General features: G+C 70.6%; 24 protein-coding genes. 4 read left to right on the top strand and 20 right to left on the bottom strand.

What is annotated here, in order from left to right:
- Positions 1-54: 54 nt before the first annotated feature.
- The 5 genes from gap to uvrC form a co-directional block, all read right to left on the bottom strand.
- Entirely contained in the window at positions 55-1,065 is a 1,011-nt protein-coding gene (gap, locus tag AB0J78_RS03505; protein ID WP_363786544.1) for a type I glyceraldehyde-3-phosphate dehydrogenase, read from the bottom strand.
- A 493-nt stretch (positions 1,066-1,558) separates the two neighbouring features.
- A complete protein-coding gene (whiA, locus tag AB0J78_RS03500) occupies positions 1,559-2,545 on the bottom strand; it encodes a DNA-binding protein WhiA (protein ID WP_363786542.1) in 987 nt (328 codons plus the stop codon).
- The gene (gene yvcK, locus AB0J78_RS03495; RefSeq protein ID WP_363786540.1) at positions 2,536-3,513 is read right to left on the bottom strand and encodes a uridine diphosphate-N-acetylglucosamine-binding protein YvcK; all 978 of its coding nucleotides are present in this window, start codon (positions 3,511-3,513) and stop codon (positions 2,536-2,538) included. Before yvcK ends, whiA begins: the two co-directional genes overlap by 10 nt.
- Positions 3,510-4,388 carry an RNase adapter RapZ gene (rapZ, locus tag AB0J78_RS03490; RefSeq protein WP_132678106.1) on the bottom strand — a complete coding sequence of 293 codons (879 nt, stop codon included), beginning with the start codon at positions 4,386-4,388 and terminating at the stop codon, positions 3,510-3,512. Before rapZ ends, yvcK begins: the two co-directional genes overlap by 4 nt.
- The gene (gene uvrC, locus AB0J78_RS03485) at positions 4,381-6,351 is read right to left on the bottom strand and encodes an excinuclease ABC subunit UvrC (RefSeq protein WP_363786538.1); all 1,971 of its coding nucleotides are present in this window, start codon (positions 6,349-6,351) and stop codon (positions 4,381-4,383) included. The genes rapZ and uvrC overlap by 8 nt, the downstream gene beginning before the upstream one ends.
- 118 nt (positions 6,352-6,469) lie before the next feature.
- Here uvrC and AB0J78_RS03480 point away from each other — a divergent pair, with 118 nt between their 5' ends.
- Positions 6,470-7,438, top strand: a complete 969-nt coding sequence (locus AB0J78_RS03480; protein WP_363786536.1) for an MBL fold metallo-hydrolase — start codon at positions 6,470-6,472, stop codon at positions 7,436-7,438.
- 148 nt (positions 7,439-7,586) lie between these two features.
- On the opposite strand, the gene AB0J78_RS03475 is transcribed toward AB0J78_RS03480, so the two are convergent.
- Together AB0J78_RS03475 and AB0J78_RS03470 are read right to left on the bottom strand one after the other, a co-directional pair.
- The gene (locus AB0J78_RS03475; RefSeq protein WP_363786534.1) at positions 7,587-8,666 is read right to left on the bottom strand and encodes a glycoside hydrolase family 172 protein; all 1,080 of its coding nucleotides are present in this window, start codon (positions 8,664-8,666) and stop codon (positions 7,587-7,589) included.
- 77 nt (positions 8,667-8,743) lie between these two features.
- On the bottom strand, positions 8,744-9,766 hold the full coding sequence (locus AB0J78_RS03470; RefSeq protein WP_363786532.1) for a dihydroorotate dehydrogenase: 1,023 nt from the start codon (positions 9,764-9,766) through the stop codon (positions 8,744-8,746).
- Between the two features lie 177 nt (positions 9,767-9,943).
- Here AB0J78_RS03470 and AB0J78_RS03465 point away from each other — a divergent pair, with 177 nt between their 5' ends.
- From AB0J78_RS03465 to AB0J78_RS03455, 3 genes are all read left to right on the top strand, one after another.
- Entirely contained in the window at positions 9,944-10,699 is a 756-nt protein-coding gene (locus AB0J78_RS03465) for a DeoR/GlpR family DNA-binding transcription regulator (protein WP_363786530.1), read from the top strand.
- Positions 10,692-11,861 carry an MFS transporter gene (locus tag AB0J78_RS03460; RefSeq protein ID WP_363786528.1) on the top strand — a complete coding sequence of 390 codons (1,170 nt, stop codon included), beginning with the start codon at positions 10,692-10,694 and terminating at the stop codon, positions 11,859-11,861. Before AB0J78_RS03465 ends, AB0J78_RS03460 begins: the two co-directional genes overlap by 8 nt.
- 162 nt (positions 11,862-12,023) lie before the next feature.
- Positions 12,024-12,398, top strand: coding sequence for an FKBP-type peptidyl-prolyl cis-trans isomerase (locus AB0J78_RS03455; protein ID WP_363786526.1), 375 nt, complete (start codon positions 12,024-12,026; stop codon positions 12,396-12,398).
- A 286-nt stretch (positions 12,399-12,684) separates the two neighbouring features.
- Here AB0J78_RS03455 and AB0J78_RS03450 read toward each other — a convergent pair whose 3' ends face one another.
- The 13 genes from AB0J78_RS03450 to ggt all read right to left on the bottom strand — a co-directional run bounded on the left by AB0J78_RS03450 (position 12,685) and on the right by ggt (position 25,159).
- On the bottom strand, positions 12,685-13,122 hold the full coding sequence (locus AB0J78_RS03450; RefSeq protein WP_363786524.1) for a PH domain-containing protein: 438 nt from the start codon (positions 13,120-13,122) through the stop codon (positions 12,685-12,687).
- Positions 13,119-13,619, bottom strand: coding sequence for a 6,7-dimethyl-8-ribityllumazine synthase (gene ribH / locus AB0J78_RS03445; RefSeq protein WP_363786522.1), 501 nt, complete (start codon positions 13,617-13,619; stop codon positions 13,119-13,121). The genes AB0J78_RS03450 and ribH overlap by 4 nt, the downstream gene beginning before the upstream one ends.
- 122 nt (positions 13,620-13,741) lie before the next feature.
- Positions 13,742-15,040: a bifunctional 3,4-dihydroxy-2-butanone-4-phosphate synthase/GTP cyclohydrolase II gene (locus AB0J78_RS03440; RefSeq protein WP_363786520.1), complete on the bottom strand. Its 1,299-nt coding sequence runs from the start codon at positions 15,038-15,040 to the stop codon at positions 13,742-13,744.
- A complete protein-coding gene (locus tag AB0J78_RS03435) occupies positions 15,037-15,696 on the bottom strand; it encodes a riboflavin synthase (RefSeq protein WP_363786518.1) in 660 nt (219 codons plus the stop codon). Before AB0J78_RS03435 ends, AB0J78_RS03440 begins: the two co-directional genes overlap by 4 nt.
- Positions 15,697-15,733: 37 nt before the next feature.
- Positions 15,734-16,753 (bottom strand): bifunctional diaminohydroxyphosphoribosylaminopyrimidine deaminase/5-amino-6-(5-phosphoribosylamino)uracil reductase RibD, encoded by a 1,020-nt coding sequence (gene ribD, locus AB0J78_RS03430; RefSeq protein ID WP_363786516.1) that lies wholly within the window; start codon positions 16,751-16,753, stop codon positions 15,734-15,736.
- A gap of 34 nt (positions 16,754-16,787) precedes the next feature.
- On the bottom strand, positions 16,788-17,468 hold the full coding sequence (rpe, locus tag AB0J78_RS03425; protein ID WP_363787529.1) for a ribulose-phosphate 3-epimerase: 681 nt from the start codon (positions 17,466-17,468) through the stop codon (positions 16,788-16,790).
- Positions 17,469-17,582: 114 nt separating this feature from the next.
- Positions 17,583-18,941 carry an amino acid permease gene (locus AB0J78_RS03420; RefSeq protein WP_363787528.1) on the bottom strand — a complete coding sequence of 453 codons (1,359 nt, stop codon included), beginning with the start codon at positions 18,939-18,941 and terminating at the stop codon, positions 17,583-17,585.
- A 256-nt stretch (positions 18,942-19,197) separates the two neighbouring features.
- Positions 19,198-19,605 (bottom strand): OsmC family protein, encoded by a 408-nt coding sequence (locus AB0J78_RS03415; protein ID WP_210971659.1) that lies wholly within the window; start codon positions 19,603-19,605, stop codon positions 19,198-19,200.
- 105 nt (positions 19,606-19,710) lie between these two features.
- Complete coding sequence (locus AB0J78_RS03410; protein WP_363786511.1) at positions 19,711-20,154, bottom strand: nucleoside deaminase; 444 nt, start codon at positions 20,152-20,154, stop codon at positions 19,711-19,713.
- A 129-nt stretch (positions 20,155-20,283) separates the two neighbouring features.
- The gene (locus AB0J78_RS03405; RefSeq protein ID WP_363786509.1) at positions 20,284-21,693 is read right to left on the bottom strand and encodes an RsmB/NOP family class I SAM-dependent RNA methyltransferase; all 1,410 of its coding nucleotides are present in this window, start codon (positions 21,691-21,693) and stop codon (positions 20,284-20,286) included.
- On the bottom strand, positions 21,690-22,613 hold the full coding sequence (fmt, locus tag AB0J78_RS03400; protein WP_363786507.1) for a methionyl-tRNA formyltransferase: 924 nt from the start codon (positions 22,611-22,613) through the stop codon (positions 21,690-21,692). Before fmt ends, AB0J78_RS03405 begins: the two co-directional genes overlap by 4 nt.
- Positions 22,614-22,615: 2 nt before the next feature.
- Entirely contained in the window at positions 22,616-23,161 is a 546-nt protein-coding gene (gene def / locus AB0J78_RS03395) for a peptide deformylase (protein WP_132622537.1), read from the bottom strand.
- 222 nt (positions 23,162-23,383) lie between these two features.
- Positions 23,384-25,159, bottom strand: coding sequence for a gamma-glutamyltransferase (gene ggt, locus AB0J78_RS03390; RefSeq protein WP_363786505.1), 1,776 nt, complete (start codon positions 25,157-25,159; stop codon positions 23,384-23,386).
- Positions 25,160-25,300 lie beyond the last annotated feature (141 nt).

Here is a 25,300-nt window from a genome sequence, read left to right as displayed (position 1 = left end):
CGCACGAGCCGGGCGGAAGCGCTGCGGCTCGTGCGGGTCTCATCCAGTGCTTGCTCAGGCCAGCTTCGAACCGACGAGGTTGACGAGGTCGGCGAGGCGGTTGGAGTAGCCCCACTCGTTGTCGTACCAGCCGACGATCTTGACCTGGTTGCCGATGACCTTGGTCAGCGGCGCGTCGAAGATCGTCGAGTGCGGGTCGGTGACGATGTCGGAGGAGACGATCGGGTCCTCGTTGTACTTGAGGATGCCCTTGAAGCGGCCCTCGGCAGCGGCGGCCTTGAAGGCCTCGTTGACCGACTCGACGGTGGCGGCCTTCTGCACGGTGGCGGTCAGGTCGGTGACCGAACCGGTCGGCACCGGCACGCGCATCGCGTAGCCGTCGAGCTTGCCGTTGAGCTCCGGGATGACCAGGCCGATGGCCTTGGCGGCGCCGGTGCCGGTCGGCACCACGTTGACGCCGGCGGCGCGGGCACGGCGCAGGTCCGAGTGCGGGCCGTCCTGCAGGTTCTGGTCCGCGGTGTAGGCGTGCACCGTGGTCATCAGGCCCTGCTCGATGCCGAAGGTGTCGTTGAGGACCTTCACCATCGGCGCGAGGCAGTTGGTGGTGCAGGAGGCGTTGGAGATGATGGTCTGCGTGCCGTCGTACTTCTCGTCGTTGGCACCCAGCACCACGGTCAGGTCCTCGCCCTTGGCCGGGGCGGAGATGATGACCTTCTTCGCGCCACCCTCGTCGACGTGCTTGCGCGCGTCCTCGGCCTTGGTGAAGAAGCCGGTGGACTCGACGACGACGTCGACACCCAGGTCGCCCCACGGCAGCTTGCCCGGGTCGCGCTCGGCCAGGATCTTGATGAGCTTGCCGCCCACCTCGATGCCCTCACCGGTGACCTTCACCTCCTGGTCGAGACGACCGAGGATGGTGTCGTACTTGAGCAGGTGCGCCATGGTCGCGACATCGCCCAGGTCGTTGGCGGCCACGATCTCGATGTCGTGATCGCTGGCGGTCGCCGCACGCCAGAAGTTCCGCCCGATCCGACCGAAGCCGTTGATACCTACGCGAACGGTCACGCCGATCTCTCCTCGTGACTGACCCGGCCGATGACTTCGGCGGGTGAGTTGATGGTCTCGGGCTCACCCTATCTGCCGCGGCAGCCCCCGCGCGTGGGCGGTCGCGGGCTGTCACAGCGCGTTCGGGTGAGCGACGCCGAGCATACCCGCCGAACCCCCAGCGGGCGTCATCTTTGCAGTTCAGAAGCCCATCCCGGGAGGTGACGAAAAACCGCCACCGGTGATCGGAATCTCTGCACCGGTTCGGCGAAGCGGCGAAGCCGCTTTCAGCCCCGACCACCCAAAACCCACACCGCCAGGCAAGCGGCGAAGCCGCTTCCTCAGTACCCCACCAGAGCAACCGGCACCGCCGCGGGTTCTGAGCGGCTCTCTGGCGAGGACGGCCACTCCGCCGTGTATTGGACATACATCAGGAGTGGCACCCGCAGTCCAGAGAGCCGCTCAGGTTCCGCTACCTGCACCGTCGAGCAAAGTGAGCCCCGGCGGAGAGACATCAAGCCTCGGCTTCGAGCATTTCTGCTGTTACTGCTGACTCCGTGTCCGGAAGACCCAGCTCACGGGCGCGCTTGTCGGCCATGGCCAGCAGTCGCCGGATGCGGCCGGCGACCGCATCCTTGGTCATCGGCGGGTCGGCGAGCTGGCCGAGCTCCTCCAGCGACGCCTGGCGGTGGGCCAGTCGCAGCCGGCCGGCGACCGTGAGGTGGTCGGGAGCGTTCGGGCCGAGCAGGTCCAGGGCCCGCTCGACGCGGGCGGCCGAGGCGACCGCCGCGCGGGCCGACCTGCGCAGGTTCGCGTCGTCGAAGTTGGCCAGCCGGTTGGCGGTGGCGCGCACCTCGCGCCGCATCCGCCGCTCCTCCCAGGACAGCACGCTGGAGTGGGCTCCGAGCCTGGTCAGCAGGGCCCCGATGGCGTCGCCGTCGCGGACCACGACGCGGTCCGCGCCGCGCACCTCGCGCGACTTGGCCGACACCCCGATCCGCCGGGCCGAGCCGACCAGCGCGAGCGCGGCTTCCGGTCCGGGGCAGGTGACCTCCAGGGAGGACGACCTGCCGGGCTCGGTGAGCGAGCCGTGCGCCAGGAAGGCGCCGCGCCACGCGGCTTCGGAGTCGCAGGAGCCGCCGGAGACCACGTGCGCGGGCAGTCCGCGCACCGGACGTCCGCGCGGGTCGAGCAGCCCGGTCTGCCGGGCGAGGCCTTCGCCGTCCTTGACCACGCGCACCACGTAGCGGGTCCCCTTGCGCAGGCCCCCGGAGGTGATCACGTGAACGTCGGAGTGGTGTCCGAACAGCTCGTGGACCTCCTTGCGCAGCCTGCGCGCGGTGGATCCGCTGTCGAGTTCGGCCTCGACCACCACCCGGCCGGCGACGATGTGCAGTCCGCCGGCGAAGCGCAGCAACGACGAGACCTCCGCTCGTCGGCAGCACGTCTTGCTCACCGACAACCGGCTCAACTCGTCCTTGACCGCCGCGGTCATCGCCACTGGTCCGTCCTCCTCTCCAGTGCGGCCCGCAGGCTCGCCGCGAGCGCCTGCGGGTCGTGCCGTCCCGGCACGGCGGGCGCGGCGATCTTGTCCAGCAAGGTCCAGGCGCCCAGGTCCGAGGCCGCCGAGCGCAACCGGTCCGGAGTGGGCACCGAATCCGCATCGGCCAGCACGGCGTCGACCTTCAGCCGGGGCGCGTGTTGCGAGAGTACGTCCAGGTGTTGTTCGGGCGAGAAGCCCGCCGTCTCACCCGGCTGAGGGATGAGGTTGAGCACCACGAAACGCCGTGCCGCGGTGGTCACCAGAGCCTCGTGCAGCTCCGGGACCAGCAGATGTGGCAGGACGCTGGTGAACCAGGAGCCGGGTCCGAGCAGCACCAGATCGGCGCCGGTGACGGCCTCCACGGCCTGCGGGCACGCCGTTGGGGGACCATCACCGTTCGCGTGCAATCGCACTTGTTTCACACGACCGGGTGTACTGGCGAGAGCTACCTGGCCTCGGATGGTGCGCACGGCCTCCGGGTCGGAGTCCAAACCGACGACGTCGCCGATCATGTCCAGCGGTCGCGTCGACATCGGGAGCACCCGTCCCCGCACGCCGAGGAGCGCGCAGGCGTGGTCGAGAACCTCGACCGGGTCCTGCAACACCTCCAGCAGACCGGCGAGCAGCAGGTTGCCGACGGCGTGCCCGGCCAGCGCTCCCGATCCGCCGAAGCGGTGCTGGAACACCTGCGACCACAGCTGCCCCTGCTCCCCGTCGTCGGCCAGCGCCGCGAGGGCCTTGCGCAGGTCGCCGGGTGGCAGCAGGCGTAGCTCGCGGCGCAGCCGTCCCGAGGACCCGCCGTCGTCGGCGACCGTGACCACGGCCGTCACGTCGGAGGTGATCCGGCGCAGCGCCGCCAACGACGCCTGCAACCCGTGCCCGCCGCCCAGGGCGACCGCGCGGAGTGGCCGGTCCTCGCCCGTCACTCGCGCCCCAGGTCCCGGTGGACCGTCTTGACCATCATCCCGTCGTCCTCGGCGAGCCTGCGCGCCAGTTCCTCGACCAGCGCGACGCTGCGGTGCTTGCCGCCGGTGCAGCCCAGCGCCAGCGTCAGGTAGCGCTTGCCCTCCCGGTGGTAGCCGGCGCCGACCAGCCGCAGCAGCTGCTGGTAGCTGTCCATGAACTCCTCGGCGCCCTCCTGCCCGAGCACGTAGTTGCGCACCTCTTCGTCGAGGCCGTTGAACTCGCGCAGCTCGGGGATCCAGAACGGGTTGGGCAGGAAGCGGCAGTCCATGACCAGGTCGGCGTCCATCGGCAGGCCGTACTTGTAGCCGAAGGACAGCACGGTCACGCGGGTGCGGGTGCTGGCCTCGGTGCCGAAGGCGTCCTCGATCTTGCTGCGCAGCTGGTGCACGGACAGCCCGGTGGTGTCGAGCACCAGGTCGGCTTCCGAGCGCAGCCGCGACAGCAGGGAGCGCTCGGCGGCGATGCCGTCGGCCAGGCGGCCGTCGGCCTGCATCGGGTGACCGCGCCGCACCTGCTCGAAGCGGCGGATCAGCACCTCGTCGGTGGCCTCCAGGAACAGCACCTTCGGCTTGTAGCCGCGGGCGTCGAGGTCCTTGATCACCGACCCGAGGTCTTCGGTGAAGGCGCGGCTGCGCACGTCCATCACCACCGCGACGCGGGTGATCTGGCCGCTGGAGCGGGCGCCCAGCTCGACCATGGTGGCGATCAGTTCCGGCGGCAGGTTGTCCACCACGAACCAGCCGAGGTCCTCCAGGCACTTGGCCGCGGTGCTGCGGCCGGCTCCGGACAGGCCGCTGACGACCGCGACCTCGATGCCCGAATGCTCGTCACTCACTTTGTTCCCCTTGTTTTCCGGCTGTCCCTTCGGCCAGCGCCGCGTGAACGGTTTCCGCGGTGCTGCGGCCGATCCCGGGTACCGCCACGATGTCCTCGACCGATGCCTGGCGAAGTTTCTTCACCGAGCCGAAGTGCTTGAGCAGCGCCGCGCGACGAGTCTCACCCAGACCCGGGATGGCGTCCAATGTGGAGCTCGTCATCCGCTTGCCGCGCTTGGACCGGTGGTAGCTGATGGCGAAGCGGTGCGCCTCGTCGCGCACCCGCTGCAACAGGTACAGCGCTTCGCTGTTGCGCGCCAAGATCACCGGATCGGGGTCGGCGGGCAGCCACACCTCTTCGAGGCGCTTGGCCAGGCCGATCACCGCGACGTCGGTGATGCCCATCTCGGTCAGCGCGTCGGCGGCGGCGTTGGCCTGCGGCCCACCTCCGTCGATGACCAGCAGGTTCGGCGGGTAGGCGAACTTCTTGGGCCGTCCGGTGTCCGGGTCGATCCCGGACGGGGCGTCGGCTCCGTCCTCCCTCGCCTCCTCCTTCGCGGTCTCGCTGAGGTAGCGGGCGAAGCGGCGGCGCACGACCTCGTCGATCGAGCCGACGTCGCCGCCTTCGGCGCCCTCGCGGACCTCGAACCGGCGGTACTCGGACTTGCGCGGCACGCCGTCCTCGAAGACCACCAGCGAAGCCACCACGTCGCTGCCCTGCACGTGGCTGACGTCGATGCACTCGATGCGCAGCGGCGCGGTGTCCAGCGCGAGCGACTCCTGCAGCTCCTGCAGCGCCGCCGAGCGCGCGGTGAGGTCACCGGCGCGGCGCAGCTTGTACTGCTGGAACGCCTCCTTGGCGTTGCGCTCCACCGTTTCCATGAGCGCACGCTTATCACCGCGCTGCGGAACGCGCAGGCTGACGCGGCTGCCGCGCAGCTCGCCGAGCCAGCCGGCGATGGTCTCGGAGTCCTCGGGGAGGTCGGGCACCAGCACCTCGCGCGGCACCGGACTGCCGCCGGCGTCGGCCTGATCGGCCAGCGCGGCCTGCTCCCCGTAGAACTGGGTGAGGAACTGCGAGGTGAGCGCGGCGGTGTCGGTCTGCTCCAGCTTGTCGATCACCCACCCGCGCTGACCGCGCACGCGGCCGCCGCGGATGTGGAAGACCTGCACGGCTGCGGCGAGTTCGTCCTCGGCGAAGGCCACCACGTCGGCGTCGGTGCCGTCGCCTAGCACCACCGCCTGCTTCTCCATCGCGCGGCGCAGCGCTTCGAGGTCGTCGCGCAACCGGGCGGCGCGCTCGAACTCCAGCTCCGCCGAGGCCGCCTGCATCTGCTTGTCGAGCTTGCGCATCAGCTGGTCGGTCTGACCCGCCAGGAAGTCGCAGAAGTCCTCGACGATCCCGCGGTGCTCCTCGGCGCTGACCCGGTCCACGCACGGCGCCGAGCACTTGCCGATGTAGCCGAGCAGGCACGGGCGGCCGATCTGCGAGTGCCGCTTGAACACCCCGGCCGAGCAGGTGCGGGCGGGGAACACCCGCAGCAGCAGGTCGAGGGTCTCCCGGATCGCCCACGCGTGGGCGTAGGGACCGAAGTAGCGCACGCCGCGCTTGCGCGGGCCGCGGTAGACGTGCAGCCGCGGATACTCCTCGTGCAGCGTCACCGCCAGCACCGGGTAGGACTTGTCGTCGCGGTAGCGGACGTTGAACTTCGGGTCGTACTCCTTGATCCAGGAGTACTCCAGCTGCAGGGCCTCCACCTCGGTGCCCACCACGGTCCACTGCACGCCGGTCGCGGTGGTGACCATCTGCCGGGTGCGCGGATGCAACCCGGCGAGGTCGGCGAAGTACGAGGAGAGCCTGCTGCGCAGGCTCTTCGCCTTGCCGACGTAGATCACGCGCCCGGTGGCGTCGTGGAAGCGGTAGACGCCCGGGGCGTCCGGGATCGTGCCTGGTGCTGGTCGGTAGGTGGACGGGTCGGCCACGCCACCAGCCTACGTGCGAGCCCCGACGAGCCTCGTCGGCGGCCGGTCACCACACCGAGTGCGGTTGCGGGCACACTGGGTGGTCCACGATCTTCGCATGTGCCGCCGGGAGGCCACCGTGAGCTACACCCACACCAGTCGTCCCGACCGAGGCCCCGATCGATCCGCCCCCGACCGCGCCGCGCTCGCCGAGGTGGGACCGGGCGTGCACGCCTGGGTGCAGCCGGACGGGTCGTGGTGGATCAACAACGCCGGTGCGGTGATCACCGATGACGGGATCGTGCTGGTGGACACCTGCGCGACCGCGGTGCGCACCCGGCGGTTCCTCGACGCGGTCCGCGCGGTGGGCGGCGAGGCGCCGATCCGCTTCGCGGTCAACACGCACCTGCACGGCGACCACACCTACGGCAACGCGCTGCTGCCCGATTCCACCGCGGTGGTGGGGCATTTCGCGACCCGCGACGGCATCCTCGCCGACACACTGCTCACCGCGACGCCACCGGTCTGGGAACCCATGCCGCAGTGGGAGATCACCGAGCACCGCGCACCGTCGGTGGTGCTGCGGGACTCGCTGACCCTGCACGTGGGCGAGCGCGCCGTCGAGCTGCACCACCCGGGTTTCTCCGCCCACACGCCCGGGGACGTGGTCGCGTGGGTGCCGGACTCGACCGTGCTGTTCAGCGGCGACCTGCTGTTCCACGGCGTGACGCCGCTGGTGTTCATGGGTTCGGTGGAGGGCGCGCTGAAATCCCTGGAGTGGCTCGCCGGATTCCGCCCCACCGCGGTGGTTCCGGGCCACGGGCCCACGTTTCCCGGTTCCGCGCTCCCACGCGTCCTGGAGGACCACGCGCGCTACTACCGCTTCGTCCTGGACACCGCGCGCAAGGGCCGCACCGACGGCCTCAGCCCGCTGGAGGCCGCGAAGCGCTGCGACCTGGGCGAATTCGCGAACTGGCCGGACGCCGAGCGCATCGTGCTCAACCTCCACCGCGCCTACGCCGAGGCCGACGACCGCGACGTGGACCTCACCGAGGCGTTCGCCGACACCCTCACCTACAACGGCGGCCCCCTCCCGACCCACGTCTAGGGGTCACCCGGGCAGGGCGGCCATTCCAATTTCGCGCGAAATTCGACCGGCGCGCGCAGCGTTCGAATTTCGCGCGAAATTCGAATCCCCCGTTTCGGACTCGAATTTCGCGCGAAATTCGAAGAGAACTTCCCTGATCGGGTGACGGTCAGAGGGGGCGCGGGAGGCGTTCGGCGACCGGGGCGAGGGTGACCGGGAGCGCCGGGAGGGTCTGGTACCAGTAGGCCGTCGAGGAGACGTCGTCCGAGCGCTTGTTGGCGTGGCCGTGCTCGATGGTGGCCTTGATGGAGCGGTCGAAGACGATCGGGTCCTCGATGTGGAAGCGGTAGTAGGAGACCTGGCCGCTCCAGTTCTCGCCGCCGGGCATCGTGATGCCGTGGTAGGGCCCGTGGAACTCCTGGTTCGGGCACCAGGCGGTGTTGAAGTAGTCCTCGGTCCCGGTGCCGTGCAGGCGGGGCGGCCAGGGTTCTCCGTCGATGAAGAACATGTCGTCGCCCTCGCCGTACCAGTTCCACTCGGCGGTCTCGCGCAGGTTGTGCACGTTGAGGACGGTGCCGACGTAGTGACCGCGCCCTTCGGCCTCCAGCATCACGAAGTTGCCCGCGCCGTCGGTGTTGTGGCCGCCGAAGAGGAACTCCTCGTTGGTCTGGTCGCCCTGCGGCACGCCGTCGGTGGGGTTCTGCCGCCGCCACTGGGTGTGGAAGTAGGCCAGTTCGGGGTCGGCTTCGCCGTAGCTCTCGTAGTCGACGTAGAAGTAGAACGTCACGGGTTTGACGCTCATCTCGCTGATCAGCTCGACGCGGGCGCGGCCGGCGAAGGGCATCGCGAACCAGCAGTTGAAGCCCTTGCCGTCCTGCGGGCTCATCTGCAGCGGCGCGGAGCTGAAGTTGACGCTGTGCGCGTGGCCGACGCCGAAGAAGTCCCCGAGCGGCACCAGCACGGCGGGGTGCGGCTGGTCGTCCCAGGTGATGCGCAGGACGAGCCGTCGCAGGTAGTCGGCTTCCAGCTCGACGGGTTCACCGACGTGGTCGAGCGCGACGGTGCACCAGATGTGGGTGATCACCCCGGGCCCGGTGATGTCGGCGAGCAGCCGCGTCTCGCCGGGCATGACGCGCACGTTGTCCTGGTTGCCGCCGGAGGTGTCCCAGCTCGACACCCTGCCGCGGCGGGTGGCTCGCAGCCGCGGCAGGTCCCTCAGACTGCTCCCGAAATCGCCGTATCCGGCCACCAGTGGCCTCCCCCATCAGCAGACAGCAGTGCCGTTGATCACTGTCTACCATCCCGGGCGGCCTCGCAGGCCGCGTTTCACCGAGCCGGAGGCGTGTAGTTCTCGATGCGACGCAACAGGTTCCGGATCCGCGCACCGTAGACCGGCGAGAGCGCGTATCCCGGGTAGCTGGCGAACCAGCTGGCGCTGCCGAGGCTGACGGCGTCGGCACCGGCCCAGAAGTACTCGCGGCAGTCGTCGAAGCTGCGGATTCCGCCGGTGGCGATGATCGGCAGCGTCACCTCGGCGTCGCGCAGCTCCTTGACCACCCGCAGCCCGATCGGCTTGATCGCGCGGCCGGACAGCCCGCCGAAGCCGTTCTTGAGCAGCGGGGTGCCGGTTTCCGGGTCGAGGCGCAGGCCCTTGACGGTGTTGATCGCGGTCAGCGCGGACACGCCGTGCTTGGCGGCGAGGCGGGCGTGGCCGATGTAGTCGTAGTCGGGCGAGAGCTTGAGGATCACCGGGTGGTTGCTGCGCGGCACGGCCTCGGCCAGCACCGATTCGATGATCTGGTTGAAGTCGAAGTTGACGTTGTGGCAGGAGACGTTGAACTCCAGCGCCGCGATCTCGCCGACCGGCACGGCGGCGTTGACCTTGTCGACCAGGGTCACGAACTCCTCGGCGGAGAAGCCGCCGATGGACATGATCGTGTTCTGCGCGCGGGTGCGCGGGTAGTAGTCGCGCAGGTAGGCGTCGATGCCGACGTTGCACCAGCCGAAGGCGTTGAGCCAGCCGCCGTCGACCTGCCGCAGGGCCTGCCCGTAGCGCTTGAGCAGGCCGGGCAGCTCGCGCAGCTCCCAGTCGTCCTTGGTGGTGAAGTGGCCTTCGCGCGGTTCGACGGTGACCGTGCGGGTGGTGACGGCGCCGAAGCGCTCCAGCGGCACGAAGTTCGAGATGGGGCTCATGCCGTAGGCCATGACCTTGGCGTTGGCCACGCCGTAGCCGAGCAGGCTGGACGAGGTGACCAGGCGGTTGCGCAGCCTGATGTCACCGAGCCGCACACCGGGCTCGGCGCTGTCGTCTCGCACCAACCGAAGGTTGCGCTCCTGGGCCAAGCTCACGATCTCCTCCTGCGGCACCCCGGTCGGCCTCGTGGACCGACGAACGGCCGCGGCCCGTGTGCCGCCGACCGACCACCGCCCATTGTCCCCCACGACCGGTGATGCCCCCATGCGGGTTCGCACACAGTCCCTCAAGGGCGTTTGCGTTTCGAACACGAACCCTGTTCGATAGAACACGTGGAGAGTTCAGAACGAAGCCAGATCATCATCGAACGGCTTCGCCAGGCCGAACGGGTGACGGTTGCCGAGCTGGCGACGGCGACCGGCTGCTCGGAGATGACCATCCGCCGCGATCTCGACCAGCTCGCCGAGGAAGGCGTGCTGCGGCGGGTGCGCGGTGGCGCGGTGAGCTTCCTGCGCGGCCAGTCCGCCCCGTTCTCGCTGCGGGAACGCGACTCGGTGGAGGTCAAGCGCAGGCTGGCCGCCGAGGTGGAGTCGCTGATCGCCGACGGCGAGTCGGTCATCCTCGACAGCGGCTCCACGACCCGCGAGGTCGCGCGGCGGCTGGCCGAGCGCCGGGTCACCGCGATCCCGCTGGACATGCACGCGGCGAACGCCCTGGCCAACGCCGCCGAGGTCGACCTGCTGCTGCCGGGCGGCCGGGCGAAACCGGGTGAGCTCTCCTTCGTCGGCCACCTGACCGAGACATCGCTGCGCGCGCTGCGGGTCGACACCACCGTGCTCGGGGTGTGCGGCCTGTCGGCGGAGCGCGGCTTGACCGCGCACGACCTGGAGGAGGTTCCGATCAAGAACGCGGCGGCGGACGCGGCGCAACGCGTCATCGCGGTGTGCCACGGCGCCAAGTTCGCCCGCACCGGGCTGGGTTTCGTGTGCCCGGTGACGAGCCTGGACGTGGTGGTGACCGACGGCAGCGCGCCCACCGACATGCTCGGAGAGCTGGAGGCGGCCGGGGTGGAGGTCCGCGTTGTCTGAAACGCTCTCCGCGCCCGCCGTTTCCGACCGCCGCGCTCGCTGGGGAGTGATCGGCTACTTCGTGGCCACGGGTGCGGCGCTGGGCACGTGGACCTCGCGGATCCCGGCGATCAAGCAGGACCTGGGGCTCGACGACGGCCAGGTGACGGTGGCGCTGTTCGCGATCGCCGTGGGATCGGTGCTGGCGATGCAGGTCGTCGGGCACCTCGCCGACCGCTTCGGCAGCGCCCGCGTGCTCGGGCCCGCGGGGCTGGCGATGGCCGCGAGCCTGCTGGTGCCGGGTTACGCGGGGTCGCTGCCGGTGCTGGTGGGCGGCCTGGTGCTGTTCGGCGCCGGGCACGGCGTGGTGGACGTGGCGATGAACGCGCACGCGATGCAGGTGCAGCGGCGCTACTCGCGACCCATCGTGATCACCTTCCACGCGCTGTTCAGCGTCGGCGGTCTGATCGGTTCGGCCGTCGGGGCGGTGGCCGCGCAGCTGAGCACGCCGGTGTGGCTGCACTTCACGCTGGCGGCGATCGCGCTGGCGCTGCTGGTGGGGGCCTCGCGTCGGCGGTTGCTGCCCGCCGAACCGCAGGAGGCGGCCGAGCGGAGCCGTGCTCGCGGCATGTCGCCGGCGATCCTGCTGCTGGGCGTCCTGGCGTTCAGCTGCTCGCTGGGCGAGGGTTCGATGGCCGACTGGTCACCGCTGTACCTGCACGACGAGCTGCGGACGAGCCCGGCGATCGCGGCGATCGGCTACGCGGTGTTCTCCACGATGATGGCGATCTGCCGCTTCCTCGGCGACCACCTGGTGGCCCGCTTCGGCCCGGTCGTGCTGGTCCGCACCTGCGGTCTCATCGCGGGTGTCGGCATGGGCGCGGGACTGCTGTCGCACCACCCAGTGGCGGCGATCATCGGCTTCGCGCTGTTCGGCGTCGGCCTGTCCTGCATCATCCCGCAGGTCTTCAGCGCCGCCGGTTCCCGGGACCCGGCCCGAGCGGGCCGCGACCTCGCCCAGGTCAGCACCCTCGGCTACGGCGGTCTGCTGGCGGGCCCGGTCGTCATCGGCGTCATCACCCACTGGACCGACCTCACCACGGCCCTCCTCATCCCGGCCGCCTTGGCCCTCGTGGTGGCCATCACAGCCCCGATCGTCCGCCCCCGCCCCGTCGAGCGGTGACCGGATTTCAATGGAACTCGGGTCCCCGATTTCAGTGGAAATCCGGGTCCTGATTTCCACTGAAATCCGGTCACGCCGGGGGACGGGTGGGGTGGCGTGTGCTGGGCATCGGGTGCGACCACAATGGTCGATGAACGTTTCCGAACTTCTAGGAGCACTTTCGTGAGCAACGACAAGCCCGTCGTCGAGGCCCCCACCGGCGAGCCGCCGGCAGACCTGGTGATCGAGGACCTCATCGTCGGCGACGGCGCCGAGGCCAAGGTCGGCGACAAGGTGGCCGCGCACTACGTGGGCATTTCGCACAGCACCGGCAAGGAGTTCGACGCCAGCTGGAACCGCGGCACCCCGCTGGAGCTCCAGCTGGGCAGCGGCATGGTCATCGAGGGCTGGGACAAGGGCCTGCAGGGCATGAAGGTCGGCGGCCGCCGCCGTCTGTCCATCCCGCCGCACATGGGCTACGGCCCGCGCGGAGTTCCCGGCGTCATCGCCCCCAACGAGACCCTCATCTTCGTCTGCGACCTCGTCTCCGCGGGCTGAGCCCTCACCCCCCGGATTACGCCGGTATTCAGGTACCCGATTACGGCGGTAATCCGCGTCCTCCGGCACCAGAACCGGATGAGGACGTGAAAACCCCGGTGATCACCACACGATCACCGGGGTTTTCAACACCCCGAGAACCGCACGTCAACGACCGGGCACCCGAATACGGCCGTAATCGGGTAACTGATTACGGCCGTATTCGGGTCCCCGGCACCGGGACCGGAGGGGTGGACGTGAAAAACCCCGGTGTCCTTGGGGCACCGGGGTTTTCTGAGGTTCTGGGTCAGGCGTCGATCGTGCGGCGCAGTTCTCGCAGGTTGCGCATGGCGGTGACCGCGTGGTCGCCGTCGGTGGCCTGGACGGCCATGATCGGGACGTACTCGTCCTCGGGCAGTTCCACCCGCGCCCACGGGGCCCCGTCGGGGAAGGTGACGCCCTGCACCAGCTGCCACGGGATGCGCTGGGTGCCGATGATGTTGCGGACCTCCAGGCCGTCGGCGTCGGCGCGCAGCCGCGGCCTGGTCAGCAGCATGACGCCGGAGGCCAGCAGCAGGCCGAGCACACCCATGGCGATCTGGTCGGAGACGTTGAACACCACACCGGTCGGCGTGTTCCGAAGCAACGTCCCGACCAGCGCGAACACCCCGATCAGCAGGATCGCGATCGGGATCGCCACCCGGCGCACCTTGCGCGGGCGGACCACCACGGCTTCGGCGCTCACAGGAACCCCCTGTCGCCGTCCACGCCGCCGCGCAGTTCGCGCAGCACCAGCGCGGTCTCCAGCGCCGCCGCCGTGGCCTCGAAGCCCTTGTCCTCGACCGAGTCGGCGAAACCGGCGCGGGCCTCGGCCTGCTCCAGGGTGTCGCAGGTCAGCACGCCGTTGCCGACCGCCGTGGACTCGTCCAGCGACACCCGGGTCAGGCCCTGGGTGACCGAGTCGCACACGTACTCGAAGTGCGGGGTGCCGCCGCGGATGACCACGCCCAGCGCGACCACGGCGTCGTGCGAGTGCGCGAGCTGCTGGCACACCACCGGCAGCTCCACCGAGCCCGGCACGCGGACCACGGTCGGCTCGGCGATGCCGGCTTGCTTGGCCGCCTCCACCGCGCGGTCGAGCATCTGGTCCACCAGCTGCTCGTGCCAGCGGATCGCCGCGATGCCCACCGTCAGCTCGCCCGCCTCGGGCACGCTGACCCGCGGCCTTCCTTCCCCACTCATTGCCTGTTCCGCCTCTCCCTGTTCCGCCCTCTCCGCGATTTTCAGTGGTGGTCGCGTTCCGGCCCCGTCTCGCGTGCGTGGCCGGGTTGCTTCACGGTCCCCTGAGGTGCGGTTGCCGAGAGCTATGCCGTCACGCCGGTGTCACCGCTGATCGAGGAGTCCTCGCCGTCGTCCAGATTGTCCAGCACGTGGCCCATGCGGTCGCGCTTGGTCCGCAGGTAGCGGATGTTCTCCGGGTTCGGGCGGATGGGCAGCGGCACGCGGTCGACGATCCGCAGGCCGTAGCCCTCCAGACCGATCCGCTTGGCGGGGTTGTTGGTCAGCAGCCGCATCGACTTGATGCCCAGGTCGCACAGGATCTGCGCGCCCTGGCCGTAGTCGCGGCTGTCCACCGGCAGGTCCAGCGCGACGTTGGCGTCGACGGTGTCGGCGCCGTCGTCCTGCAGCTGGTACGCCTGCAGCTTGTGGATCAGCCCGATGCCACGTCCCTCGTGACCGCGCATGTAGAGCACCACACCGCGCCCGGCCTCGGCGACCTTCTCCATCGCCGCGTCGAGCTGCGGACCGCAGTCGCAGCGCAACGAGCCGATGACGTCGCCGGTCAGGCACTCGGAGTGCACCCGGACCAGGATGTTCTCGCCGTCGCCGATGTCTCCGTAGACCATCGCCAGGTGCTCGATGCCGTCGAGCGTGCTGTCGTATCCGACGGTCCGGAACGTGCCGTGCACGGTGGGGATGCGGGCCTCGGCGACGCGCACCACCTGCTTCTCGAAGCGGCGGCGGTAGGTGATCAGGTCGGCGATGGTGATCAGTGCGAGGTCGTGCTCGTCGGCGAAGACCTCCAGCTCGTCGCGGCGCGCCATGTCGCCTTCGGACTTCTGGCTGACGATCTCGCACAGCGCACCCGCCGGACGCAGCCCGGCCAGCCGCGACAGGTCCACCGACGCCTCGGTGTGCCCGGGACGACGCAGCACGCCGCCCTCGCGGGCGCGCAGCGGCACCACGTGCCCGGGACGCGTGAGGTCCTTCGCGGTGGCTTCGGCGTCGGCGAGCACCCGCAGCGTCTTGGCGCGGTCGGCCGCGGAGATGCCGGTGGTCACGCCGTCGGCGGCGTCCACCGTGACCGTGTAGGCGGTGCCCTTGCGGTCCTGGTTGGAGTGGTACATCGGCGGGAGGTCGAGGCGATCGCAGTCCTCGGCGGGCATGCCGACGCAGATGTAGCCCGACGTGTAGCGGACCATGAAGGCCACCAGCTCCGGCGTCGCCTTCTCGGCGGCGAAGATCAGGTCGCCCTCGTTCTCGCGGTCCTCGTCGTCCACGACGATCACCGGCTTGCCGGCCGCGATATCGGCCAACGCCCGCTCGATGGTGTCGAACTTCTTCGTGCTCACCGTTTCCGAAACCTCGTCCTCGGGGTTCATCGCGCCTCCCTGATGCCGCCATTGTCCCCCGTCACCGCGGGTGCACCATGGTCGTGCCCGGCCAGCTGAGCTGCGGAGAGCCGTTCCAGGTGCTTGGCCAGCACATCCACCTCGATGTTCACTTCGTCACCTGCGGCGCGTCGGCCGAGGGTGGTCAGCTCCTTGGTGGTGGGGATCAGCGCGACGGAGAACCGCGCGGGCTCGCCGTCGACGATCTCGGCGACGGTCAGGGACACGCCGTCGACGGTGATCGAACCCTTCTCCACCAGGTAGTGCGCGAGGTGCCCGGGCAGGTCGAAGGAGGTCAGCCCGGTGGCCTCGGCGGTGTCGCGCAGGACGGCGGTGCCGTCCACGTGACCCTGCACGATGTGCCCGCCCAGGCGCTCCCCCAGCGCCATGGCGCGTTCGAGGTTGACCCGCTCACCTGCGGCGATGTGCTTGAGCGAGGAACGGCGCAGCGTCTCGGAGACCACGTCGACGGTGAACGCGCCGCCCTCGGTGGTGACCACGGTGAGACAGACGCCGTTGACCGCGATCGAATCGCCGTGCTTGGCGTCCTGGGTGACCACCGGACCACTGATGGTCAGCCGCGAGCCGTCCTCAAGGGGCTCCACGGTCTCGATGGTGCCGAGTTCCTCGACGATCCCGGTGAACACTGCTGCCTCCTGCCTGCCCTTGCGGGTCGCACCGAACTCAGTCCTGCGGGACCGCGCTGATCCGGACGTCCGGGCCACTCATCGTCGTCTCTTCGATCCGCAACCGCCATGCCTGCGAGATGCTTCCCACGCCCGCACTTCCCAGCGCAGCGGGCCCGGCTCCCAGCAGGGCCGGTGCGACGTAGGCCAGCACGCGGTCGACCAGGCCGGCTTCCCAGAAGGCGCCCGCGAGCGTCGGGCCGCCTTCCAGCAGCACGTCGACCACTCCTCGTCCGGCCAGTTCGGCCAGCGCCGCGGCGGGGTCGCCGCCTGGCAGCCGGAGGGTCTCGGCGGTGTCGTCGAGGACCCGTGCCCGCGGTGGGATCTCGCGGTCGCCGATGACCACCCGCAGCGGTTGCCGTTCCTGCAGTTTTCCGTCCGGATCGCGGGCGGTGAGCTGCGCGTCGTCGGCGAGGATCGTGCCGGTGCCCGCGATGATGGCGTCCATCGCCGCGCGCACCCGGTGCACCTCGGCCCGGGACTGGGCCGAGCTGATCCACTTGCTGGTGCCGTCCGCGGCCGCCGAACGTCCGTCCAATGTGGCCGCGTACTTCCAGGTTACATGGGGCCGTCCGGTGTGGACGAAGTGCAACCAGGCCCGCAGCGGACCTTTCGCGACCTCGTCCGCGAGCAGACCACTGTGGACGTCGATCCCGGCGCTCCGCAGGACCTCGGCCCCGCCGGAGGCCGACGGGTTCGGATCGGAGGCGGCGTGCACCACGCGGACCACCCCGGCGGCCTGCAACGCGTCGGTGCACGGCGGGGTGCGGCCGGTGTGCGCGCAGGGTTCGAGGGTGACCACGGCGGTGCCGCCCTCGGCGCGGGTTCCGGCTTCGCGCAGGGCGTTGACCTCGGCGTGCGGGCCGCCTGGCGGGCTGGTGGCGCCGACCCCGGCGACCTCGCCGCGCTCGTCGAGGATCACGCAGCCGACCGGCGGGTTCGGGCTGGTGGTGCCGCGAACCCGCTCGCTGGCCTCGATCGCGGCGCGCATCGCCCGGACTTCGACCTCAGCGGCCATGGCGTTCTCCTCGGGCGATGCGCGGCGGTGGTGATCAGGCCCGGGCGTGGGTGAAGGCCGGGGCGGCGGTGGCGCGCAGCGCCTCGATGGCCTGGGCGGGGTCTTCGGCGTTGTAGACGGCAGAGCCCGCCACGAAGCAGTCCACGCCGGCTTCGGCGGCCTGCTCGATGGTCTCGGCGTTGATGCCGCCGTCGATCTCCACGAGCAGCTTCAGGTGACCGGTGTCGACCAGCTCGCGGGCCTTGCGGGCCTTGTCCAGGACCTCGGCCATGAACTTCTGGCCGCCGAAGCCCGGCTCCACCGACATCACCAGCAGGGTGTCGTAGTGCTTGAGGACCTCGACGTAGTCGTCGAAGTTCGTGCCCGGCTTGATCGCCAGACCGGCCTTGGCGCCCGCGGCGCGCAGGTCCTTGGCGAGGTTGATCGGGTCGTGGGCGGCCTCGACGTGCACGGTGACGTTGTACGCGCCGGCCTCGGCGTAACCCGGCGCCCAGCGGTCCGGGTCGTCGATCATCAGGTGGCAGTCGATCGGGATGTCGGTGGTCTTGAGGATCGACTCCACGACCGGCAGGCCCAGCGTGAGGTTCGGGACGAAGTGCGCGTCCATCACGTCGACGTGGAGCCAGTCGGCCCGCTTGCCGGGTTCTCCGCCCACGGCGGAGATCTCCTCGGCGAGCCTGGCGAAGTCTGCGGAGAGGATGGAAGGCGCGATCATCGGCTGGTTCGACACATGCGGGAGTTTAAAACCCTCGCGGCCGCGCCGAGCTCACGCCCTCCTCCGATGGCGGCATCCTCGTCACGAGTGGTCACCGGGGCCCACCTTTCTCGGTCAAGCCGCCTTCCTGCGGTTGATCGCGTAGTAGGCGATGCACAGGACGACCAGGAACGGCACGCCCGCCTTCCACGCGGTGTTGAACTGCTCGGTGAACGGGGTCGTCAGAAGCACGGCCGCGACGAACAGCATCGCCAGCACGGTGGTCACCGGGGCGCCCGGCAGGCGGACCGGCGAGGGGTCCAGGCCCTGAGCGGCGCGGCGACGGCGGAACACCAGGTGCGAGGCGAAGATCATCAGCCACACCACCAGCGCCGCGAACAGCGCCAGGCCGATGAGCAGCGGGAACGCGCTCTCCTCGGTGAACACCGCCAGCGCCGCGGCCAGCGCCAGGCCCGCCGCCGAGAGCACCAGCGCCCGGCGCGGGACGCCGTTGGCGCTGACCCCGGCGAACCACCGGGGGGCGTAGCCGTCGAGCGCGAGCGAGTGCGTCATGCGGGCGGTCAGGTACAGGTTGGTGTTCATCGCGGACAGCGCTGCGGTGAGCACCACGAAGTTCATGATCCCGGCCGCCGCGGGGATGCCGACCAGGCTGAACAGGCGCACGAACGGGCTCTGCGTGACGTCCTCGGACGAGGAGATCTGGTCCCACGGCAGGATCGAGACGACCACGAGCATGCCCATCACGTAGAACAGCGCGAGCCGCAGCACGGTGCTGCGCGCGGCGCGCGGGACGTCGCGGGCGGGGTCGCGGGACTCGGCGGCGGTCATCGACACCGCCTCGGTGCCCAGGTAGGAGAAGGTGACCACGGTCAGCGCGAGCCACACCGCGCCGAGCCCGTTGGGCAGGAAGCCACCGTGCTCGGTCAGCGCGCCGACTCCGGCGGGCGCGTGCCCCGGCAGGCCGAAGACGATGTAGACGACGCCGAGCACCACGAACACAACGATGGTGACGACCTTGATCATGGCGAACCAGTACTCGAACTCGCCGAAGAAGCGCACGGCGGCGAGGTTGATCGCCAGCATCACCACGGAGAAGCCCACGACCGGTACCCACAGCGGCAGCTGCGGGTACCAGAACTGCAGGTAGAGACCGGCGGCGATGACCTCGCTGCCGATGTTGACCACTTGCGCGGCCCAGTAGATCCAGCGGGAGATGAATCCCGGCAAGCCACCAAGGTATTCGCGGATGACCGCGCCGAAGCCACCGGCTTCGGGGTGCACCACGATCATCTCGGCGAGCGCGTAGGCCAGCGCGAGCGCGGCGAAGGCGGCCACGGCGTAGGCGATGATCACCGCGGGTCCGGCGATGGAGATCGCCAGGCCGGATCCGAGGAACAGCCCCGTTCCGATGGCGCCACCGATGGCGATCATGCCGACCTGGCGCCCGGAGAGGGCCCGGCGCAACCCGGTCATCTGGGCCGCTGCGGTGTCGTCTACCACCTGAACTGCCTCCTGCTCGTCGCCGATCTGTTCGGACGCCCGAGCACTTTACGACGCGCTCCGGATCTCGGGTCCCGAGGTTGCCGAAGCGTTGCCTCCGTCTCTCCGGAACCTCCACCCGTCCCCGGCAGGGGCGGTTTTGGGTCTGAACTGATCCGGCAGAACCGACATCGATCACGGACGGTTCGGACCAAAGCCGCCCGTTGCCAAGGCACGCGCGGGACGGCGATCAGCGCGGGAGGGTCAGGTTGATCGGGGTGGATTCCTCGACGGAGCGGCTGACGGTGCAGTACTTCTCGATGGCCCGCTGGACCGCGTCCAGGAGCTTGTCGCGGTTCTCGACGCCGTCGAGCTCCGCCTCCAGCGCGACCTGGATCTCGGCGAACTTGTGCTCGTCCTCGGGGTTCTTGGTCCGGTCGGCCCGCGCGACCAGCCGAGCGTCCTCGCCGATCCGCCGGACGAACAGGTTCTCGCTGGTCACCACCGAGCACGCGGCCACGGCGGCGAGCAGCAGCTCACCTGGCGTGAACGCGCCGGGCGCACCGTCGCGGCCCACGGCGACCTCGGCACCGCGCGAGTTGGTCGCGGTGAACGTGTGCTCGCCGGTGCGGGTCACTTCAACCGGAGTGGAGGACATTCGAACCACCTGTCGTCGGATTGCGGGGCCGCCCAACTTTCATCGAGCCCACCTGCCCCGGTCAACCGGACGGCGCTCGACGATGTTCCGCCTGAGAGGACGCTCTCACTCCTCGCCGATGTCCTCGTTCCACAGCTGCGGATGAGCGGCGATGAAGTCGGCCATCATCCGGGTGCAGGCGTCGTCGTCGAGGAGCACCACGTCCACGCCGTGCTCGGCGAGCCAGTCGTGGCCGCCGTGGAAGTTGCGGGCCTCGCCGATGACGACGCGGCCGATGCCGAACTGCCGGATCAGGCCGCTGCAGTACCAGCAGGGCGAGAGCGTGGTGACCATCGTGGTGCCGCTGTAGGAGCGCTGCCGACCGGCGTTGCGGAATGCCGCCGTCTCACCGTGCACCGACGGGTCGTCGTCCTGCACGCGCCGGTTGTGGCCGCGCCCGAGCACCTCCCCGCCGGTGCCGATCAGCGCGGCTCCGATGGGGATCCCACCGGAGGCCAGGCTCGCTTCGGCCTCCTCGACGGCGACCCGCAACCACTCCCGGTAGTCCACTTCGGACGCTCCTTCGTCAGAAACTGCTCGGTGAACCCGTTGTGCGTAGCGGCGCGAGTTGCGGAACCTGACACGCCGTCCGGACTCCGTGCGCCGCTCCTGATGCACGCCAATACACGGCCAACAGTCTCAGACCTGGAACAGGGCGCAGAACATGGCGTCCGTGCCGTGCTTGTGCGGCCACAGCTGAACGCCGGGCCCGTCTCCGAGGTCGGGCACGTCCGGGAAGTGCTCGCGCGCGTCGAGCTGGGTGACGCCGGTGCGGCGCACGACGTCGGCGACGACGCCCTCGGTCTCGGGCAGGTGCGGCGAGCACACGACGTAGCCGACGATACCGCCGGGCCGGGTGAGACCGATCGCGGAGATCAGCAGTTCGCGTTGCAGCTTGGTCAGGTCTCCGACGTCGCCGGGCTGACGCCGCCAGCGCGCCTCCGGGCGTCGCCGCAGCGCGCCCAGCCCGGTGCAGGGCGCGTCGACGAGCACGCGGTCGAAACCGGGCTCCAGCCCGGGGTCGCGGCCGTCGCCGGTGTGCACGGTGACCGACAGACCGTCGGTGGCCTTGCGCACCAGCTCGGCGCGGTGCGGTGCCTGCTCGACGGCGTCGAGCGTGCCGCCGTCGAGGGTGACCAGCGCGCCCAGCAGCGCGGCCTTGCCGCCGGGACCGGCGCACAGGTCGAGCCAGCGCAGGTCGGAGCCCTCGATCTCGGGGCGGGTGACGGCGAGGCTGGCGAGCTGGCTGCCTTCGTCCTGGACGGCGGCGAAGCCCTCCTGCACCGGTTCGAGGTCGCCGGGGTCTCCGGCGCCGGCCTCCAGCCGCACGCCGTAGGGCGAGTAGGGCGCGGGGTCGCCGCCGGTGATGGCGGCGAGCTCGTCGGCGCTGATCTCGCCGGGTCGCGCGGTCAGGTGCACGGCCGGGCGTGCGTCGTCGGCGGCCAGGGCGTCTTCGAGCTCGTCGAGCCCGAGGGCGTCGGCGAACGCCCGCGCGATCCACTTCGGGTGCGCGTGCTTCATCGCCAGGTAGCCGACGGGGTCCTCGGCCTGGTCCGGGGCGAGCTTGTCGACCCACCCCTGCTCGTCCAGCTCGGTCGCGCGCCGCAGCACGGCGTTGGCGAAACCGGACATCTTGGAACCGTTCTCGAACCGCACGATGTCCACGGTGGACGCCACGGCGGCGTGCGCGGGGATCCGGGTGCGCAGGAGCTGGTAGACCCCTACGCGCAGCGCGTCCAGCAGCTTCGGGTCCATCTCGGACAGCGGGCGGGTGCTGCACTCGCCGATCACCGCGTCCAGCAGGCCCTTCGCGCGGCAGGCGCCGTAGGTGAGCTCGGTGGCCAGCGCCGCGTCGCGTCCGGAGATGCGGCGCTGCTTGAGCAGCGGCGGCAGCGCCAGGTTCGCGTAGGCGTCGCGCTCGCGGACCGCGCGCAGCGTCTCCACCGCCACCAGCCGCACCGGGTCGACCTCCACCGGTCGCGGGTTGGGCTTGCGCTGCGGCGGGCGGGCCTTCGACGGGCGGGAGGGCCGTCCGCGGCGTTCAGTCACTGGAGCTTTTCTCCTTGCTCGATGCGTGTTCCGCGGGCCCAGTCGGTGGCGGCCATGCGCTTCTTGCCCGCGGCCTGCACCTCGCCGAGCGCGACCGCGGTGGTTCCGGTGCCGACCAGCACTCGTCGCTTCTCGGGCCTGATCTCGCCCGCCGGGAGCTGCTCGTCGGTGACGGTGACGGGGCCGAGCTTGAACCGCTCCTCCCCCAGCAGCGCCCACGCCCCGGGCTCGGGGGTGACGGCGCGGACGAGGCGGTCGACGGCTGCGGCCGGTGCGGTGAAGTCGACCCTGGCGTCGTCGACGGTGACCTTCGGCGCGTAGCTGATGCCGTCGGCGGGCTGGTCCTCGGCGCGGACGCTGCCGTCCTCGATGCCGTCGAGGGTGGCGGCCAGCAGCCCCGCACCCGAGATCGAGAGCCGTTCCAGCAGTTCACCGGAGGTGTCGGTGCCGCGGATCTGCTCGGTGACCACGCCGAAGACGGGTCCAGCGTCGAGCTCGCGGACGATGCGGAAGGTGCTGGCGCCGGTGATCTCGTCGCCGTGCCGGATCGCGGCCTGGACCGGCGCGGCACCGCGCCACGCGGGCAGCAGCGAGAAGTGCAGGTTGACCCATCCGTGCTCGGGGATCGACAGCGCTTCCTCGCGCAGCAGCGCACCGTAGGCGACGACCGGGCAGCAGTCCGGGCCGATCTCGCGCAGCCGCGCCAGGAACTCCGGTTCGGAGGCCTTCGCGGGGGTGAGCACCTCGATGCCGTGCTCGTCGGCGAGCGCCCCGACGGGCGAGCGCACGAGCTTGCGGCCCCGGCCGGCGGGAGCGTCCGGGCGGGTGACGACGGCGGCGACCTCGTGCCGGTCGGAGTCGATCAGCGCCTGCAGCGCGGGCACGGCGGGCGCGGGGGTTCCGGCGAAGACGACGCGCATCGTCAGCGGCCTCCGAACAGGGGGTGCGGGTTCTGCTTCATGACCGGGACGTCGCCGTCGAACCAGGACGCCTGGCGGATCTCGCGCATCGCCGCCTTGCGGGTCTCCTCGTCCAGGCGGTCCAGGAACAGCACGCCGTCGAGGTGGTCGGTCTCGTGCTGGATGCAGCGCGCCAGCAGGTCGGTGCCCTCGACCTCGATCGGCTCGCCGTGGGCGTTCCAGCCCCGCGCGACGACGTGCTGGGAGCGCAGGCAGTCCCAGGACATCCCGGGGATCGACAGGCAGCCCTCGGGCCCGAGCTGGCCGTCGTCGCCGACGGCGGTCCAGGTGGGGTTGATGAGGTGCCCGGCGAAGCCGTCGCAGTGGTAGGTGAACACGCGCAGGCTCACGCCCAGCTGCGGAGCGGCCAGGCCGGCACCGCCCTGGTCCTCCATGGTGTCCCAGAGGTCCTTGATGAGGGTGCGCAGCTCCTTGTCGAAGTCGACCACCTCGTCGGCCTTGGTGCGCAGAACGGGGTCGCCGAAGAGTCTGATCGGCTGGACGGTCACCTGGTCTCCCTGAAACGTCGACTACGACCTGACGAGTCTAGTCGCCGACCCCCGTCCTCGGACCCACCGCCGCACCCCGGGCCGCCCAGCACCCGAACGCACCCCACCGGCGGCCCGCGCAGGCGGGATTCGAATTTCGCGCGAAATTCGAGTCCGGAAGTTCCCGGTCAAATTTCGCGCGAAATTCGAATCCCCCACTGCGGTCCGCAGCGTTTTTACTGTTCAGGGGGTGGGTATGACGACGCCGGCTGCGCCGCCGCCTCGGCGGTCGGGTTCTGCCGCGGCGATCCAGCGTCCGTCCGGGAGGAGTTCGACGCCGGTGGCGGCGCCGATCTCCTCGCTGGTCTTGAAGCGGTGGCCGAGGGCTTCGAGCTTGGCCGCTTCGGGCTGGGCGAGGAAACCGGGCTCGGCGTCGGTGGTGGCGCTGTTGCGCTGCGAGGCGCGGGGCTCGGCGATCGCGTCGACCAGCCTCTGTCCCCGGTCCAGCCTGCCGGTGAGGGTCTGCAGCACGGTGGTGATGATCGTCGAGCCGCCGGGGCTGCCGAGGGCCAGCACGGGCTTGCCGTCCTGCAGCACGATCGTCGGGCTCATCGAGCTGCGCGGCCGCTTGCCCGGTCCCGGCAGGTTCGGGTCCGGCACACCGGGGGTGGCCGGGGTGAAGCTGAAGTCGGTGAGCTCGTTGTTGAGCAGGAATCCGCGCCCGGGCACCACGATGCCGCTGCCGCCGGTCTGCTCGATGGTCAGCGTGTAGGACACGATGTCGCCGCTGGCGTCGGCCACGGTCAGGTGCGTGGTGTTGGGGCCTTCGTAGGGCTCGCCGCCGCCCCGGCCGCCGTCGCAGCCCTGCGGCGACGCGGGATCACCCGGTGCCGCCGGGGCCGGGAGCACGGCGTCGTCGCTGATCAGGCATTCGCGGGAGGCCGCGAACTCGTCGCTGAGCAGGTCCCCGGTGGGCACGTCCGAGAAGGCCGGGTCGCCGACCCACCGGTTGCGGTCGGCGAAGCCGAGCTTGCTGGCCTCCAGGTAGCGGTGCAGGTAGCCGGTCTTGTCGGCGGCCGCGAGGTCACCGCGTTCGAGGATGTTGAGCGCTTCGCCGACGGTGGTGCCACCGGATCCGGAGGGCGCCATGCCGTAGACGTCGTAGCCGCGGTAGTCGGAGTGCGTGGGCTCGCGGTCGATGACCTGGTAGTCCTCCAGGTCGGAGGCGGTCATCGCACCCGGTCGGACCTTCAGCCCGGAGGCGGGGTCGACGGGCGGCTGGTTGACGGTGCCGACGACGTCGGCGCCGATGTCGCCGGTGTGCAGCGCCTGCGCGCCTTCGTCCCCGAGCCGCCGGTAGGTGTCGGCGAGGTCGGGGTTGCGGTGCACGCTGCCGACGGCGGGCGGCTGCCCGCCGGGCAGGAACAGCTCGCGAGTGGCGGGGAAGGCGCTGAAGCGCTCCTGGTTGTCGGCGGTCTGGGAGCGGAACGTCTCGTCGACGACGAAACCGTCGCGGGCCAGCTCCTCGGCCGGCCGCAGGACCTCGCCGAGCTCCTGACCACCCCACCGCTCCAGGGCGCGTTCCCAGGTCCGCGGCGTGCCGGGGACGCCGACGCCGAGCCCGCTGGTGACGGCCTCGTCGAACGGGATCGGCCGGCCGTTCTCCAGGAACAGGTCTTCGCGCGCCGATGCGGGAGCGGTTTCGCGGCCGTCGATGGTGTCGATCTCGCCGGTCGCGGAGTCGTAGTGCACGAAGTACCCGCCACCGCCGATGCCCGCCGAGTACGGCTCGGTGACGCCCAGCGCCGCGGCGGTGGCCACGGCCGCGTCGGCGGCCGTCCCGCCCCGGCGCAGCACGTCGAGACCGGCTCGGGTGGCGTCGGGATCGACGCTGGAGACCGCACCGCCGAAACCGACGGCCTCGGCCTGCTTGGGAGGTTCGGGCGCGGCCTGCGCCATCGGCGCCACCAGCGCGCACACCCCGAGCACGCCCAACCCGACCCGGACACTCGATCGCATCGTCCCGAACCTCCTGCTTTCCTCTGCTGTGCGAACCGCTCGCCGCCATCGGCACGCATCAAGATCGGTGCCCGGGCCGTGCTGCGCGACGACGCCGAGAGCAGTTTCCCCCGAACCTGGTGAACGGGCCGCTCGTCCGGT

It is taken from the genome of Saccharopolyspora sp. NPDC049426, assembly GCF_040676935.1.
In the GTDB taxonomy this organism is placed as follows: Bacteria; Actinomycetota; Actinomycetes; order Mycobacteriales; family Pseudonocardiaceae; genus Saccharopolyspora.
This window is presented reverse-complemented; position numbering and strand designations above follow the sequence as displayed.